15 protein-coding genes are annotated in these 15,678 nt (G+C 72.0%); 8 read left to right on the top strand and 7 right to left on the bottom strand.

Features of this window, described 5'->3' with window-relative positions; genetic code table 11:
* Positions 1-131: 131 nt before the first annotated feature.
* Positions 132-1,493: a hypothetical protein gene (locus ABZ783_RS20740; RefSeq protein ID WP_357440613.1), complete on the top strand. Its 1,362-nt coding sequence runs from the start codon at positions 132-134 to the stop codon at positions 1,491-1,493.
* A gap of 91 nt (positions 1,494-1,584) precedes the next feature.
* Here ABZ783_RS20740 and ABZ783_RS20735 read toward each other — a convergent pair whose 3' ends face one another.
* Positions 1,585-2,832 carry a M14 family zinc carboxypeptidase gene (locus ABZ783_RS20735; protein WP_357440610.1) on the bottom strand — a complete coding sequence of 416 codons (1,248 nt, stop codon included), beginning with the start codon at positions 2,830-2,832 and terminating at the stop codon, positions 1,585-1,587.
* Positions 2,833-3,300: 468 nt separating this feature from the next.
* Here ABZ783_RS20735 and ABZ783_RS20730 point away from each other — a divergent pair, with 468 nt between their 5' ends.
* A complete protein-coding gene (locus ABZ783_RS20730; protein WP_357440608.1) occupies positions 3,301-3,705 on the top strand; it encodes a hypothetical protein in 405 nt (134 codons plus the stop codon).
* 3 nt (positions 3,706-3,708) lie between these two features.
* Here the strand turns inward: ABZ783_RS20730 and ABZ783_RS20725 are convergent, their stop codons facing one another.
* Positions 3,709-5,340 (bottom strand): amidohydrolase, encoded by a 1,632-nt coding sequence (locus ABZ783_RS20725; protein WP_357440605.1) that lies wholly within the window; start codon positions 5,338-5,340, stop codon positions 3,709-3,711.
* A 262-nt stretch (positions 5,341-5,602) separates the two neighbouring features.
* On the opposite strand from ABZ783_RS20725, the gene ABZ783_RS20720 reads away from it, so the two are divergent.
* Genes ABZ783_RS20720 through ABZ783_RS20700 form a run of 5 tightly spaced genes read left to right on the top strand, consistent with a single transcriptional unit; the run spans position 5,603 to position 10,617 of the window.
* Positions 5,603-6,490, top strand: coding sequence for an ABC transporter substrate-binding protein (locus ABZ783_RS20720; protein ID WP_357440602.1), 888 nt, complete (start codon positions 5,603-5,605; stop codon positions 6,488-6,490).
* Positions 6,487-7,446, top strand: coding sequence for an amino acid ABC transporter permease (locus ABZ783_RS20715; RefSeq protein WP_357440599.1), 960 nt, complete (start codon positions 6,487-6,489; stop codon positions 7,444-7,446). Before ABZ783_RS20720 ends, ABZ783_RS20715 begins: the two co-directional genes overlap by 4 nt.
* On the top strand, positions 7,443-8,207 hold the full coding sequence (locus tag ABZ783_RS20710) for an amino acid ABC transporter ATP-binding protein (protein WP_357440597.1): 765 nt from the start codon (positions 7,443-7,445) through the stop codon (positions 8,205-8,207). The genes ABZ783_RS20715 and ABZ783_RS20710 overlap by 4 nt, the downstream gene beginning before the upstream one ends.
* A complete protein-coding gene (locus ABZ783_RS20705; RefSeq protein WP_357440594.1) occupies positions 8,207-9,823 on the top strand; it encodes a D-aminoacylase in 1,617 nt (538 codons plus the stop codon). The genes ABZ783_RS20710 and ABZ783_RS20705 overlap by 1 nt, the downstream gene beginning before the upstream one ends.
* Complete coding sequence (locus tag ABZ783_RS20700; RefSeq protein WP_357440591.1) at positions 9,820-10,617, top strand: serine hydrolase; 798 nt, start codon at positions 9,820-9,822, stop codon at positions 10,615-10,617. Before ABZ783_RS20705 ends, ABZ783_RS20700 begins: the two co-directional genes overlap by 4 nt.
* On the opposite strand, the gene ABZ783_RS20695 is transcribed toward ABZ783_RS20700, so the two are convergent.
* From ABZ783_RS20695 to ABZ783_RS20685, 3 genes are all read right to left on the bottom strand, one after another.
* Positions 10,500-11,513 carry a LysR substrate-binding domain-containing protein gene (locus ABZ783_RS20695; RefSeq protein ID WP_357440588.1) on the bottom strand — a complete coding sequence of 338 codons (1,014 nt, stop codon included), beginning with the start codon at positions 11,511-11,513 and terminating at the stop codon, positions 10,500-10,502. The genes ABZ783_RS20700 and ABZ783_RS20695 overlap by 118 nt on opposite strands.
* Before the next feature lie 157 nt (positions 11,514-11,670).
* The gene (locus ABZ783_RS20690) at positions 11,671-12,108 is read right to left on the bottom strand and encodes a VOC family protein (protein ID WP_357440585.1); all 438 of its coding nucleotides are present in this window, start codon (positions 12,106-12,108) and stop codon (positions 11,671-11,673) included.
* A gap of 1 nt (position 12,109) precedes the next feature.
* Positions 12,110-12,694, bottom strand: coding sequence for a DinB family protein (locus ABZ783_RS20685; protein WP_357440582.1), 585 nt, complete (start codon positions 12,692-12,694; stop codon positions 12,110-12,112).
* 61 nt (positions 12,695-12,755) lie between these two features.
* On the opposite strand from ABZ783_RS20685, the gene ABZ783_RS20680 reads away from it, so the two are divergent.
* Positions 12,756-13,718, top strand: a complete 963-nt coding sequence (locus ABZ783_RS20680; RefSeq protein WP_357440579.1) for a YafY family protein — start codon at positions 12,756-12,758, stop codon at positions 13,716-13,718.
* A gap of 116 nt (positions 13,719-13,834) precedes the next feature.
* Here the strand turns inward: ABZ783_RS20680 and ABZ783_RS20675 are convergent, their stop codons facing one another.
* Together ABZ783_RS20675 and ABZ783_RS20670 are read right to left on the bottom strand one after the other, a co-directional pair.
* The gene (locus tag ABZ783_RS20675; RefSeq protein WP_357440576.1) at positions 13,835-14,695 is read right to left on the bottom strand and encodes an ABC transporter permease; all 861 of its coding nucleotides are present in this window, start codon (positions 14,693-14,695) and stop codon (positions 13,835-13,837) included.
* Positions 14,692-15,666: an ATP-binding cassette domain-containing protein gene (locus ABZ783_RS20670; RefSeq protein WP_357440573.1), complete on the bottom strand. Its 975-nt coding sequence runs from the start codon at positions 15,664-15,666 to the stop codon at positions 14,692-14,694. Before ABZ783_RS20670 ends, ABZ783_RS20675 begins: the two co-directional genes overlap by 4 nt.
* Positions 15,667-15,678 lie beyond the last annotated feature (12 nt).

The following is a 15,678-nucleotide window of genomic DNA, read 5'->3' as shown; positions in this document are numbered from 1 at the left end:
TGCCGCCGGCGGCCGGCGTGGAGCACCACGCACGGGACGGCGCCTCGCGTGCTGCCGCCGGACGCTCCCGCACGCCCGCCGCCGTCCGTCGAGAACAGCCAAGCGATCGATCCGACAGAACAGGAAGACGCATGACGCCACCACCCGCCTCGTCCCGACGCGCCGTCCTGGCAGCCGCCGGCGCCGGCCTGCTCGTCGCCGCCATGGCCGGCGCCGCGCCGGCCGCCGCCGACCCTGGCCTCGACTTCCCCCAGTTCACCTACGTGGGCACCGCGTTCGACAAGAGCAAGCTCGCCTACAACCCGACGAACGAGTTCATCTTCCCGAGCGTCATCCGGGCCGCCGACTACTTCCCCCACCCGCTCGGCACCTACTACCTCTACTACGCCCCACACGAGCGGCCCGGCGGGATCTCCCTCGCCTACTCCGACTCGATCGACGGTCCGTGGACCGAGTACGACGCCAACCCGCTGATCAGCAACACCTGGCTGCCGCACTACGCCACGGTCAGCCACATCTCCTCACCGCACGCGGTGTGGATCGAGGGCGAGCGCAAGCTGTTCCTCTACTTCCACGGCGAGAACTCCATCACCCGGTACGCGACCTCCGACGACGGCATCCACTTCAACTATGGCGGCACCGCGGTCAGCCGCAACGAGACCACCGGCGGAGAGACCTCCTACGCCCGGGTGTTCGAGCAGTCCGTGCCCCGCCTGGGGACGCGGTACCTGATGCTGTTCATGGACAATCCGACCGCGGCGCCGCCCGGACCGACCGGGCCGGTGTCCCGGCGGATCCGCTGGGCGGTCTCCAACGACGCACGGACCTGGACCATGCAACCCGAACCGATCGTGACCCCGCAGGGCATTGAAGGCCCGAACGCCTCGGGGCCGTTCTTTCTCCGCTGGAACGATCGCAATCTGGTGATCTACCACGCCGCCGACGGCAACATGCACGCGGTGGACGTCGGGGAGGACTTCGACCAGGAGATTCACCTCGGCATCGTGCACGACTCGATGTCCGCGGCACCCGACCTCGGCCGATCGGCCGCGCCGACGTTCTACTTCGACGGGCGTACCGCGCACATGTACTACGAGGCCGGCGGCCGGCTCACCGCGACCATCGGGCACGCCACCGCAACCCTGGCCAACCCATGGCCGGTCCGGCAGCTGGACTGCGCGGTGGACCGGCCGGTCCTGTGGCCGCCGAACCACGAGCTGATCGACGTCACCGTGGCCGTCGACCTGCGCGACGGGGTACTCGGCCCGAACGCGTTCACCCTGACCGGCGTGACCGGCGGCGACGCCACGGACGTCAGCGGCTTCACCACCGGCACGCCCGCCACAAGCGGCAAGCTGCGGGCCGAACGGGCCGGCAACGGCGGGGACCGCGTCTACCACCTGACCTACGCCGGCCACGACGAGATCGGACGACCGGTCGGCTGCACCGTCACCGTCACCGTCCCGCACGACGAGGGGCAGCCACCCGCGTGATCTTCAACCTACGGCTCCCTAACGGCGGGTAGGGGCGAGGAGACGGAGCAGCCGCGGGAACAGGATGTCCCCGCGGCTGCCTCGTCGATCGTCAGTCGTTCGTGGTGTCCCAGCCGTAGTCGGGCAGGTCGAAGAAGTCGTCGCCGTCGACCCGGTCGACGGTGCCGTCAGCGAGGCCACCGAGCAGCGACTCCACGCCGGTCTGCACGCTCTTCACGAGCATGCCGTGCTGCTTCTGGCCCAGGTCGTCCTGCTGGCCGCGGACCTCGAACAGCACCGTGCCGGTGCCGTTGAGGGCGAACGCCGAGCGGCCCTGACCCGCGTACTCCCGCGCGTCGGGGTGGAAGTACCGGCCCACGGCCGCGAGCTTGGACTGGTCGCCGTACTGCGCCTTCATGCCGTTGGCGACGGTGAGCGCGTAGCGGCGGGACTTGTCCTGGTCGAGCGCCGGCCACGCCGCCTTGTACTTGGCGCCGTCCTGCACCCCGAGCGGCGGGTAGTCGAGCGAGACGGAGATGAGGTTGCCGTCCTGCGTACCGCCGGTGAGCCGGTCGCACGGTCCCATGTGGTGCAGGTCGACGTACGCGTCGACCGCGCCCTTCTCCGCCCGCAGTCCGACGTAGACGTCGCGGATGGCGCGCGACTCGGGGGAGAGGAAGAACCCGGCGTCGGTGTCGCGGCCCGGCAGGTCGGCGGCGCGCGGCACGTAGTTGAGGTCGGGGTTGAAGTCGCGGTTGAGGTCGTAGCCGGGCAGGTCGATGCCGTCTCCGCTGAGCCGGTGGTACCAGGCGCGCGACGCCCCGGCCAGCTGCGGGAACTCCGCCAGCGTCTCGTCCCAGGACCGCACGTTCATCCGGCGGTTGAGCTCGCCACCGTCGGGGTTGACCATGGGCATCGCGACGAAGGTGATCTCGCTGAGGATCTTCCGGGTCTGCGCGTCACCGCTGCTGCCCAGGCGCTTGAGGATCGCGAGCAGCGCCTCCGTGCCGGTCCGCTCGTTGCCGTGGATCGCGCTGGTGACCAGCAGCACCTTGTCGCCGGTGCCCACCCGGGCCGCCCACAGCTCCCGGCCCTGCTGGGTGCGCCCGACCACGTCGACGTCCACCCGGCCGCCGCTGGTGCGCTCGATTTGCGCGAGCTGCTCGCCCACCTGCTGGTGGTTGCTCCAGCCCGACCAGGAGGGGCTGTCGGCGATCTTGCAGCTGCCCTGCCCCGGTCCCTCTGGAGCGGCGGCGGAGACGGGTGGGGCGGTGAGGATCGAACCGGCCAGCGCGGCCGTCACGGCGGCGGCCAGCGCGCTTCGGGATCGGAGGATCGTCGAGATCTTGTTTACCTGCACGCGTACTCCTCTCGTGGATCCACTGTCCACCGAGCGAGGCGCAGCTGAGCACCGGTGAGGCTCGGGGAGCGGACCACCTCTGCCTTTCGGCGATCTTGGCGTGCGCGCCCCCGCCGATGCAATGAAAAGATGCAACTTTGCCAATGAAAATCAAGGTTTCCTACAGACGGTGGAGCTCCGTCCATCTTTTTCCGACAGACGGCAGAAGCCCACGAACCCGCTGCCGTGCTCAAATGGGACTTTTGCCTCCAGTGTGCAGATCAACAACCGCCTCCGTGGACGACGGTGCCGGCGGCGATGGTGTGGGTGACGCGCGTCGGCCGGATAGGGTCGACTGCGTGTCCCGTCCGTCCGTCGTAACCTCCGCAGATTTGAAGCTCTGGGAAATCAGTGGCTGCTGACCTGGCATCCGGGCTGCGGTTCGCCGCCCAGCCGGTCGTCAGCGTCTTCGTGCCGGGTGCTCCGACCATGCCGCCGAACTTCGAGTTCGGCGGCACGGCGCCGGCCGAGGTGCAGACGTACCTGCTCGAACGGGATGACCCGGATTCCTTTCCGTACGCCTGGGTCACCGAATACGACCTGGTCTTCGACGAGCTGCCGGCCGACCTCGACGCGTACCTGGTTCACTGCCTGGGCGTCGCGTGCGCCGCGGGCGACAGCGTGGTATGGCTCGGATTCGAGGGATCGTTCCATTTTGACAACGTCCTCACCGATGCCATCGCGCCGCAGATCTACGGCGTGGGCGCGCCAGGCCGCGAACCGGTCGTAGCCCCGGATCTGGAAACCCTCAAGACGCCGGCATGGCGGTTGATAGTCCGTTCATTCGGGAGCAGGTTCCAGGGGTACTCGGCTGCTGGCGACCAAAGATCCTAGGCCTCATGCCGATTCGTAGACGACGGCGCCACCCGCGATCGTGTGGGTGACGCGCGCGTCGGCCGGTAGCCCTGCGCCGGCGGCGAACAGGTTGCGGTCGAGCACGGCCAGGTCCGCGCGCTTGCCGACCGCGATAGTGCCGCCGTCGGCGTCGTGGTTGACGTACGCCGAGCCAGCGGTGAACGCCGCGAGGGCGACCGACAGCGGCAGCGCCTGCTCCGGGAGGAACGGCGCGTTGTCGCGGTGCTCCGGGTCGATCCGGGTGACGGCGACCTCGATCTCCTCGAGCGGATTCGCCGTCGTCACCGACCAGTCGCTGCCCATGGCCAGGGTGGCGCCGGAGCGCAGCAGATCACCGAAGGGATATTGCAGGTCCGCCCGCTCCCGGCCGAGGAACGGCACCGTGAGTTCCTCCATCTGCGGTTCCATCTGCGCCCAGTAGGCCTGGCAGTTCGCGGTGACCCTCAACTGCCGGAAACGCGGCACGTCCTGCCGGTGGACGAGTTGCAGATGGGCGATGTGGTGCCGGTTGTCGCGGTGTCCGTTGGCCGTGCGGGCGGCCGCGACGGCGTCGAGGGCGTTGCGTACGGCGCGGTCGCCGATCGCGTGCAGGTGCACCTGGAAGTCGAGCCGGTCCAGTTCGGTCACCGCGGCGGCGAGCAGCTCGGCCTCGACGTACGCCAGGCCGTGGTTGTCGGTGTGGCCGCCGCAGCCGTCGCAGTACGGCTCGAGCAGCGCGCCGGTGTAGTTCTCCAGCACCCCGTCAGTCATGATCTTGACCGTGGTCGGGCGGAAGCTGCCACCCCTGGCGGACTCCCGCTGGGCGAGGAACTCGGGGATCTGGTCGAGGCCGCGGTGCCGGTCCCACCACAGGGCGCCGACGACCCGGGCCGCGAGCCGGCCGGACGCGGCGAGCGAGCGGTACGCCGCCAGGGTCCCCGGCGTCACCCAAGCGTCCTGCCATCCGGTGATGCCCAACGAGTGCAGGTGCTCCTGGGCGTTGAGGATGGCCTCCTCCCACTCCGCGCGCCCCGGCAGCGGCACGTGCCGGTCGTTGAAGCTGTACGCCGCGCCCTCGTGCAGTGTGCCGGTCGGCTCACCGGTGACCGGGTCGCGTTCGATCCGCCCGTCATCGGGGTCCGGGGTGTCCCTGGTGATGCCGGCGATCTTGAGGGCTGTGGAGTTGACCCAGGCGCCGTGCACGTCCCGGTTGAACAGGAAGACCGGGCGGTCCGGCACGATCTCGTCCAGGTCTTCCTTGCGCGGGGTGCCGCCGGGGAAGTGCTCCATCGCCCAGCCGCCCCCGATGATCCAGGGCTGGTCGGGGTTGTCGGCCGCGTAGCGCGCGATCCGGTCCAGGTACGCGTGCCGGCCGGCGAGGTCGTTGAGCCAGACCCGGAGCCGGTTGCGCCCGGCGAAGGGCGCGTGGATGTGGGCGTCCTGGAAGCCCGGCAGCACCATGCCGCCCGCCGCCTCGACCACCCTGGTCCGCGGGCCGACGAGCTCGGACACGGGCTCGGAGCCGACCGCGACGATCCGGTCACCGCGTACGGCGACGGCGTCGGACCAGCTGCGGGCGGCGTCGACGGTGTAGACGTCGGCGCCGGTGATGACCAGGTCGGCGTACTCGGTCACGGTGCCTTCCCCCTTCCGGCTCCACCGCACGGCCGCCCGCTGGCGCGTCAGCCGGGAGCTGATCCGGGCCGGCGGCTGTTGGCCCAGGATCGAAGCACATACCGAAACGCTTCGGCAATGATCGGTGCCGGCTCGGCGCCCTGGGGGGCCACGAACATCGAGCATCGAAAATGACGATGCTCACCCTGCAAAGCATTCGGGCTGTTCATGCTGGCTGATCCCGGATAGGGTCCCGCCAGTCGTCTCAGCCAGGAGGTTTCCGATGGTCAGCAAGCGTGCGCTGCGCATCGTCGTCGGTCTCGCCACACTCTCGCTCGCCGTCACCGGCTGCGGACGCTCGACCAGCGGTCAGACCCCGCAGGGCGCCGGCGGCGCCTCGGTCGCCGCCGACGCCAAGGCCGCCGATCTGGTCCCCGCAGCCGTCAAGGAGAAGGGCGTCCTCCGGGTCGCCACCGCCGAGGGCTACCCGCCGATGGAGATGTACAAGGACGGGACCCAGGAACTCACCGGCGTCGACCCGGACCTGGCCGCGGCGATCGCCGGGCGGCTCGGCCTCAAACTGGAGATGACCAACGCCAGCTTCCCCGGCCTGATCCCCGGCCTGCAGGCCGACCGCTGGGACCTGGCAATGTCCTCGATGAGCGACACCGAGGAACGCCGCAAGGCTGTCGACTTCGTCGACTACTTCCAGGCCGGCGGCTCGATCATGGTGGCCAAGGGCAACCCGGCCGGGGTGAAGGACCTGGCGGACCTGTGCGGCCGGGCCGTCGTGCTCGCCAAGGGCAGCTCCAACCTCGCCATCGGCGAGAAGCAGAACACCTCGTGCGCCAAGAAGATGACCATCTCGCAGAGCGAGGACGCCCCGACCGGCCTGCTGCAGATCGACGCCGGACGCGCCGTGGCCACCATCGTCGACTACCCGGTGGCCAAGATGCTGGCCCAGCAGAGCGGCAAGTACGACGTCCTGGAGGCCCAGTACGAGGCCGGCCCGTGGGGCATCGCGATCGACAAGAAGGACAGCCAGCTGCGCGACGCCGTGCACAAGGCGCTCCAGGAGCTGATCGACTCGGGCGACTACACCAAGCTCCTCGAGAAGTGGGGCGTGCAGGGCAGCGCCGTCAAGGCCGCGACGGTCAACGACCAGAAGTGAGCACACCGGTGGACGCGACCGCCGCAGGCCCAGGCCAGGCCACGCCCGCCGGCCCGGAGACGCCGGAGGCGAACCGGATCAGTCACCCGCTGCGGCCCGGGCGCTGGTTGGCCGCCGGGGTGACCGTCCTGGTCCTGGTCTGGCTGGCCTGGACCATCGCGGTCAACCCGAACCTGCACTGGGACATCGTCGTCAAGTACCAGCTCGACCGGGTCATCCTGGACGGGCTCTGGGTCACCATCCAGCTCACCGTCTCCGCCATGGCGATCGGCGTGGCGCTCGGCGTCATCGTCGCGCTGATGCAGGTCTCCGACAGCCGCATCCTGCGCACCGGCGCCATGGCCTACGTCTGGTTCTTCCGCGGCACGCCCCTGCTGGTGCAGCTGATCTTCTGGTTCAACATCGCGCTGATCTTCCCCGAGATCGGGCTGGGTGTGCCGTTCGGCGGCCCGAAGCTGGTGACCTGGGAGACCAACACGCTGGTCACCGGCTTCGTGGCGGCGCTGCTCGGGCTGAGCATCAACGAGGGCGCCTACATGAGCGAGATCGTCCGAGCCGGCCTGCGCGCGGTCGATCCCGGCCAGCAGGAGGCCGCCGCGGCGTTGGGCATGTCCCGCATGAAGATCATGAAGCGGGTCGTGCTGCCCCAGGCGATGCGGATCATCGTCCCGCCGACCGGCAACCAGTTCATCTCCATGCTGAAGACCACCTCGCTCGTCTCGGTCATCGCCGGCGCCGACCTGCTCACCGTCGCCCAACGGCTCTACCTGACCAACTTCGAGGTGATCGCCCTGCTGATCGTCGCGTCCATCTGGTACCTGGTGCTGACCACCGTCGCCAGCATCGGCCAGTACTTCCTGGAACGCCGGTTCAGCCGCGGCTTCGGCGCCACCACCCCGGGCACCCTGCGGGGACGGATCGCCCGTAACCTGCGCCCCACGGGGAGCGCGCGATGACCCCGCCGATGGTGCAGTGCCGGTCACTGCGCAAGAGCTTCGGCCGCCTGGAGGTGCTGCGCGGCATCGACCTGACCATCGAACGCGGCCGGGTGGTCTGCGTGGTCGGGCCGTCCGGCTCCGGCAAGTCCACCCTGCTGCGCTGCCTCAACCACCTCGAGGAACCGCAGGCGGGCCGGATCTACGTCGACGGCGAACTGATCGGGTACTCCGAGCGCGGCGGTCGGCTGCGGCCGCTGCCGGACGTGCGACTGCGCCGGCAGCGCGAGTCGATCGGCATGGTCTTCCAGCGCTTCCACCTGTTTCCGCACCGCACCGCCCTGGAGAACGTGATGGAGGGCCTGGTCGCGGTCAAGGGCGTCCCGTCGGCCGACGCCCGACGGCGCGCCGCCGACCTGCTCGACCGGGTCGGGCTGGCCGACCGCGCCCACCACTACCCGGCCCAGCTCTCCGGCGGGCAGCAGCAGCGGGTGGCCATCGCCCGCTCGCTGGCCATGTCGCCGAAGCTGATGCTCTTCGACGAGCCGACCTCGGCGCTCGACCCGGAACTGGTCGGCGAGGTGCTGGAGGTGATGAAAGACCTCGCGGCCAGCGGCATGACCATGATCGTGGTGACCCACGAGATGGGCTTCGCCCGCGAGGTCGGCGATCACCTCATCTTCATGGACGAGGGTCTGATCGTCGAACAGGGGCCACCCCGCGAGGTGCTCGCCGCGCCGCGCCACGACCGTACCCGCGCCTTCCTGTCGAAGGTGCTCTGATGGCGCGGCTCGACCTGCTGATCACCGGCGCCACCCTGATCGACGGCACCGGCTCGCTGGGCCGACCCGCCGACGTGGGCGCGCGGGACGGGCGGATCGTGCTGCTGCCACCGGGCAGCCGCGCCACCGCCGCCGAGGTGGTCGACGCGACCGGGCTGGTCGTCACGCCGGGCTTCATCGACGTGCACACCCACTCCGACCTGCTCGCCGGCGACGACCAGCAGCGCGAGGTGCTGCGGCAGGCGCCGCTGCGCCAGGGCGTCACCACCGAGATCTGCGGCAACTGCGGGATCAGCCCCTTCCCGATCCCGCCCGACCGCGACGGGCCCGTGCGGGAGCTGATCGCCGCGACCTTCGGCCCGCCCGCCTCGGCGTACGCGTCGTTCGCCGAGTTCGCCCGCGCGCAGGGCGTGGCCCGGCGCAACCATCTCGCCGCCCTCGTCGGGCACGGCACGCTGCGCGCCGCGGTGGTCGGCTTCGCCCAGCGGCACGCTACGCCCGAGGAAACCCGGCGGATGTGCGAGCTGCTCGACGAGGCGCTCGCCGCGGGCGCGGCCGGCCTGTCCACCGGTCTGATCTACTCCCCGGGCGTCAACGCCAGCACCGACGAGGTCATCGCCCTGGCCCGGGTGGCTGCCGCGCACGGCAAGCCGTACGTGACACACCTGCGTGACGAGATGTCCCAGGTCGAGTCCGCCCTCGAGGAAGCGATCGAGATCGCCACCGCCGCCGGGTCGGCGCTGCAGGTCTCGCACCACAAGACGGCAGGGCGGCGCGCCTGGGGGGCCACCGTCCGCACCCTCGCCCGACTGGAGCGGGCCCGCACCGAGGGGCTGGACGTCACCTGCGACGTCTACCCCTACACCGCCGGCAGTACCGCCCTGCACGCGATGCTGCCGCCGTGGCTGATCGCCGACGGGGTACCGGCGATGCTCGCCGCCGCAGCCGAGCCGGCGGTCCGCGACCGGATCCGCCACGATCTGGTCGCCGGGGTGCCCGGCTGGGAGAACACCGTCGGCAACGGCGGCTGGGACCTGATCCGCGTCGCGTCCGCCCCGAACAACCCCGACACCCAGGGCCAGACCATCGCCGACCTGGCCGCCGCGCACGGCGTCGACCCGGTCGACTACGCCTGCGACCTGCTCGCCGCCGAACGCGGCGACGTCACCATCCTCAGCCACTCCATGCACGAGGACGACGTACGCCGGGTGCTGGCCAGCCCGCTGACCATGCTGTGCTCCGACGGCGTACCGAAGGGGGGCCGGCCCCACCCACGGTGGGCGGGCAGCTTCGCCCGCGTGCTCGGCCACTACGTGCGCGACGTGGGACTGCTGGAGCTGGCCGAGGCGGTGCACAAGATGACGGCAATGCCCGCCCGCCGCTTCGGCCTGCCGGACCGCGGGCTGCTCGCCAACGGGTACACCGCGGACCTGGTGGTCCTCGACCCGCAGCGGATCGCCGACGGCGCCACCTACGACGAGCCGCTGGCGCCGCCGCACGGGGTGCGGTGCGTGGTGGTCGGCGGGCAGGTCGTCGTGGACGGCGATACGGTCACCGACGCCCGACCGGGCCGGGTGCTGGCCGTACCGGATCGAGCTGGGCTGGGGCGGCCGTGAGCGCGGCCGGCGGCGGCCCGGCGGTGCGGGTCGGTGCGATGGTGCGGCGGCTGGACGACGGCCACACCCTCTCGGCCGAGCCCGACCTGGTCCTGCCGCTGGCCAGCGTCGGCAAGGTGCTGCTCCTCGGCGAGGTGGCCCGGCGGCTCGCCGACGGCACCCTCAGCCCGACCCAGCCCGTCGAGCTGCGCGACGACGACCGGGAAGTCGGCGGCACCGGCCTGATCGGCCAGCTGTCACCCCAACACTGGACGGTCGCCGACCTGGCCACGGCAGTCGCCGCCGTCAGCGACAACGCCGCCACCAACGCCCTGCTCCGGCTGGTGACGCTGGACGCCGTGCGGCAGCTGGCCCACCGCGCTGGGCTACGGCACACCACCATGCACGACCGGATCCGCCCCGAGCGCGGTCCGGACGTACCGGAGACCTTCGCCAGCGGCACCGCCCGCGAGCTCTGCGCCTTCCTCACCGACGTGGCGGCAGGGACCTGGCAGGGCCCGCAGGCGTGTCGGCTGCTGCGCGGCTGGCTCGCCGGGAACACCGACCGCACGATGGTCGCCGACTCGATCGGCCACGACCCGTGGTCGAGCGACGGGGTCCGGGTGGAGAACAAGACCGGCACCGACACCGGCGTACGCGCCGACACCGGCATCGTGGCCGGCCGGCATACTGTCATCTACGCCGTGATCGCCGCGTTCGAGCCCGGGGCCGAACGGGCCGCCATGGCCGAACTACGGCGCTGGGGCACGGCCGTCGACCGGCTCGCCGGGCCCCACCGCCCCGACAGCTCCTGACTCAGCTCCACCGCCGCGTCGGTCAACCGCTCGACGAACCTGCCGACCACCGGATTGGGGTTGCCGGGGCGCAACGCCACCCCGATCTCCCGATGCAGGCTGGCGTGGGCGAGCTGCCGCACCGCCACCGCACCCGGGTTACGCAGCCCCAGCGACGGCACCAGCGCCACCCCGACCCCGGCCCGCACCAGGCCCAGCACCACCTCGTAGTGGTCGCTGCGGCACCGGATCCGCGGCGCGAACCCCTCGGCCCGCGCCGCCAGCTCCAGCACCGACACCTCACCCTGCACGCCCAGGGTGGTGATCCACGGCTCGGCCGCAAGGTCGCCCAGCTGCAGCCGCCGCCGGCCGGCGAGCGGATGCTCGGCCGGGAGCACCACCAGCTGCGGGTCCACCATCAGCGGCTCGACCCTCGCGTACGGCAACTCCTGGGCCGGACTCAGCGGATGGTCGAAGACCACCACCAGGTCCAGCTCGCCCTGCTGCAGGCGGGGCAGCAGCTCGTGCGGCTGACCCAGGATCAGCGCCAGCTCCACCTGCGGATGGTCCCGGGTGAAGCTCGACAGCGCGCGCGGCAGCAGCTCCGTGCCGGCGGTGGCGAAGAACCCGATCCGCAGCAGTCCCCGGCGGCCCGCACCGTGCGCGGACAGCTCGTCGCGGGCCGCCGACATCAGATCGGCGATCTGCTGCGCGTAGTCCGCCAGGCGCTGGCCCGCGACGGTGAGCCGCAGGCTCCGCGGCCCCCGGTCCACCAGCGCCACCCCGGCCTCCTGTTCCAGGGTGGCGAGCTGGTGGGAGACCGCGGACGGGCTCAGCCCCAGCTGCTCGGCCGCGGCGACGATCGTGCCGTGCCGCGCGATCTCGAGGACGACCTGCAGGCGTGCGGTGTTGAACATCGGCGGCTGCCTTCCCTGGTCAAAGGCGGTGGGGTCGGCTGGACCTCCGCCCGGCCCACACTCTCGCACGCCCGCCCGCGTCGGCTCCGCGCTGCCTACCGTGGCCTGGGCACCGGTCCCGACCGTGCTGACGTCGCCGGTCCCGTCGCGCGGCCGATCAGTCGAGGCAGAACTCGTTGCCCTCCGGGTCGGCCATCACGATGTGACCGGCGCCGAGCGGGGGAGCGGGCTCGTGGCGCCCGAGCCGGGTGGCGCCGCGGGAGACCAGCCGCTCGGCCTCCGCCTCCAGGGCCGCCATCCGCGCCTCGGCCTCGAGCCCGGGCGCGGCTCGCACATCGAGGTGCACGCGGTTCTTGACCTGCTTGCGCTCCGGCACCCGCTGGAAGAACAGCCGCGGTCCGGCGCCCTCGGGGTCGACCACCGCCGAGGCGTCGTTGCGGCGCTCGGGTGGCACGCCCATCGCCTCCAGGGCCTGCTCCCACGACTCGAAGCCCTTGGGCGGGTCCTGCACCCGGTAGCCGAGGGCGTCGGCCCAGAACGCCGCCAACCCGGCCGGGTCGGCGCAGTCAAAAGTGATCTGTACGTCGCGGGCCATCTCAGTTCGCCTCTCGTCGGGTCTCTTCGTGAGTGTGCTGGTAGAGGTCGCGGAGCAGGCACACCTCGGCCAGATGGTGGATCAGCTCGCGGTTGATGTGCAGCACCAGCGCTGCCAGGGGACGCCCGGCGTACGGGCCCTCCGCCTCCCCGCACGGGCGGGCGAGGCCGGCTTCGCCGAGGGACTCGACCCCGGCCAACCACGTGGCGTACTCCGCGTCGAGCTGGGCCAGCGCCGCGGTCGCGGTCGTGGCGTACTCGAACGACTGGTAGTCGGTGGGCACGCGACCGAAGTGCGCGGCGTTACGTACCGCGAGCACGCCGACGATCACGTGCCCGAGCCGCCAGGCGATTGTCGTGAACGGTGGAGGGTCGGGCTGCGGCATCGCGAAGTCGATGGTCATCGCGCCGGACCCGGCCTGCACCGGTGCGATGCCGGTGCCGCGCGGGCGCACGCTCCAACAGCCGGGCGCCGGCTCCCAGAAGTACTCGTCGTCGGTGAGTCCGTCGAGGCGCTCGCGCAGTTGGGTGGTCCAGTGCCAGGCGAGCTGGTCCCGGAGCAGGGCGTTCCAGGTCTGGTCGGTCATGGTGCCAGCCTCACGCAGATAGCGGACAGGATCGTTCCGTGATCCGTGGGACGATGAGTGCGTGACCGTGGAAGCGACGACCGAGCGGGTGCTGCGGCTGCTGGCGCTGCTGCAGCGGCGGCCGTCCTGGACCGCCGCCGAACTCGCCGCCGAGCTGGGGGTCACCGACCGGTCGGTGCGCCGCGACGTGGAGCGGCTGCGCGCGCTCGGCTACCCCGTGCACGCGACGGCGGGCGTCGGCGGCGGCTACCAGCTCGGCGCGGGCACCCGGCTGCCACCGCTGCTCCTCGACGACGAGGAGGCGACCGCGACGGCGGTGTCCCTGCGGCTGGCGGCCGGTGGCACGGTCGCCGGCGCGGGCGAGGCAGCGCTGCGGGCGCTCGCAAAGCTCGACCAGGTGATGCCGCCCCGGCTGCGCGCCGAGGTGCGGGCCGTGCACGCCGCCACCGAGACGCTGGTCGACCCCGGGGTCGAGATCGACGCGGAGCTCCTGGTGACGCTCGCGCGGGCCTGCCGCGACGCCGTGCGGGTGCGGTTCCGGTACGCCGGCCGCGACGGCGGGGACCGCGAGCGCACGGTCGAACCGGTGCGGATGGTCACCACCGGCCGCCGCTGGTACCTGATGGCCTGGGACGTCGACCGAGACGACTGGCGCACCTTCCGGCTGGACCGGATGCGCGAGGTGGTGGCGACGACCTGGCGCTTCCGGGCGAGGGAGCACCCCGACCCGGTCGCCTACGTGCGGCGGTCGGTGACCGAGGCGCCGTACCGGTATCTCGCCCGGGTGCGGGTGCACGCCCGGCCCGACCGGGTGCGGGAGCTGATGCCACCCCAGGTGGGGCGCGTGGAGGACGACCGCGACGGGTGGTGCGTGCTCGTCGTCGGCGGCGACAACCTGGACTGGCTCGCCGTGCGGGTCGCCGGGCTGGGCTTCGAGGCGGAGGTGCTGGAGCCTCCGGAGCTGCGGGAAGCGGCCGCCCGGCTCGCCCGCCGCCTCGTGGCGATGGCCGGGATAAGTCGATGAGCCGCTGTCCGCTGCCGGATCGCAGCCAGTACCGGTAGCCCAAGCCGGCAGCGGAGGAGGCGGATGCCCGCGCACCCACCTCCTCCGGCGTACGAGCGACGCGCCCGCCCGGTTGGTCAGCGGCTGAGCCGCTGGTAGCGGCGGACGGCCAGCGGCGCGACCAGCACGATGAGCAGCAGCGGCCAGCCGAGCGCCAACGGCAGCGGATGCTGCGCCGCCCACGACTCGCCGCCGATGCCCGGGTTGCCGAACAGCTCCCGCGCGGCCGCGACGGTGGCGGACAGCGGATTCCACGCGGCCACCGCACCCAGCCACTGCGGCAGCAGGTCCGGGGCGACGAAGACGTTGGACAGGGCGGTGAGCGGGAAGGCCAGCGGGAACACGATCACCGCGACCGTGTCCGGGTTCGGCACGAGCAGGCCGAACAGGATGCCCACCCAGGTGAGCGCGAGCCGCAGCAGCAGGATCAGGCCCGCCGCCGCCAGCGCGTCGCCCACCCCGTTGCGCCACCGCCAACCCACGAGCAGGCCGCAGACCACCAGCGTGGCCAGCTCCAGCACGGCCCGAGCGAGATCGGCGCAGGCCCGCCCGGTGAGCAGCGCGGACCGGGCCATCGGCATGGACCGGAACCGGTCGACCACGCCACGGCTGGCGTCGACGGCGACCGCCGACGCGGTGGCGCCGAGGCCGTAGAGCATCGTCATCACGAACACGCCGGGCAGCAGGAACTCCCGGTAGTTGCCGTTGCCGGGCACCGCCATGCCGCTGCCGAACACGTAGCCGAAGACGAGCACGAACATGATCGGCAGGCTGAAATAGAGGATGATCTCCTCGGGCGACCGGACCACGTGCCGCATGTTCCGCCCGGCCATCACCCAACCGTCGGCCACCGCCCAGCCGAGCCGGGCCAGCGGACCGGCGGGCGACCGCACCTCGGTGGGTTCCGCACCGCGCCGTGAGTCGACTGCCGTGCTCACACCGCCACCTCCTCGCGGGTACCGGCCGACCGGTGCCCGGTGAGCCGTAGGAACGCCTCGTCCAGGGTGGGCCCGCGCAGGACGACGTCCTCGACCGCCACCCCGTGCTCCTGCAGTGCCCGCATGACGTCGGCGAGCGCGCCGATCCGGTCCACGACGGGCGTGCTGAGCTGCCGGATCTCCACGTCCACGGACACCGGCCCGCCGGTGATCCGTTCGACGACGCCGGCGGCGGCCGGCAACTGCGCGGCGTGCCGGACCACCAGCTCGATCCGGTCCTCGCCGATCCGGGCCTTCAGCTCGGCCGAGGTGCCCTCGGCCACCACCCGGCCGGCGTCCACCACCGAGATCCGGTCGGCCAGCTGGTCCGCCTCCTCCAGGTACTGCGTGGTGAGCAGCACCGTGGTGCCGTCGGCGACGAGCGACCGGACCGCCTCCCACAGGCCGTTTCGGCTGCGCGGGTCCAGCCCGGTGGTGGGCTCATCCAGGAACAGCACCCGCGGCGTGGTGATCAGGCTGGCGGCGAGGTCGAGCCGCCGGCGCATCCCACCGGAGTACGCCCCGGCCGAACGGTCCGCGGCGTCGGCGAGCCCGAACTGGTCGAGCAGCTCGTCGGCCCGGCGCCGGGCCACCCGCGCCGGCAGGTGCCGCAGCCGGCCGAACAGGATCAGGTTCTGCCGCCCGCTGAGGATCTCGTCGACCGCGGCGTACTGCCCGGTCAACCCGATCAGCGCGCGGACCCGATCGGGGTGCCGGGCCACGTCGTACCCGGCGACCCGCGCGTGCCCGGCGTCGAAGCGCAGCAGGGTGGCCAGGATCCGCACCGCGGTGGTCTTGCCCGCGCCGTTCGGGCCGAGCAGTCCGCATACCGTGCCGGCCGGCACAGTCAGGTCGAACCCATCGAGCGCCGGCGTGCCGCCGTACGACTTGCGCAGCCCCTCGGCGACGACGGCTGATGTTTCGTAGGTCATGCCGGCAGCCTG

This window comes from Micromonospora sp. NPDC047738 (assembly GCF_040642675.1).
Classification (GTDB): Bacteria; Actinomycetota; Actinomycetes; order Mycobacteriales; family Micromonosporaceae; genus Micromonospora.
Note: the sequence above shows the minus strand (reverse complement) of the source record. Positions and strands in the feature narration are given on the sequence as shown.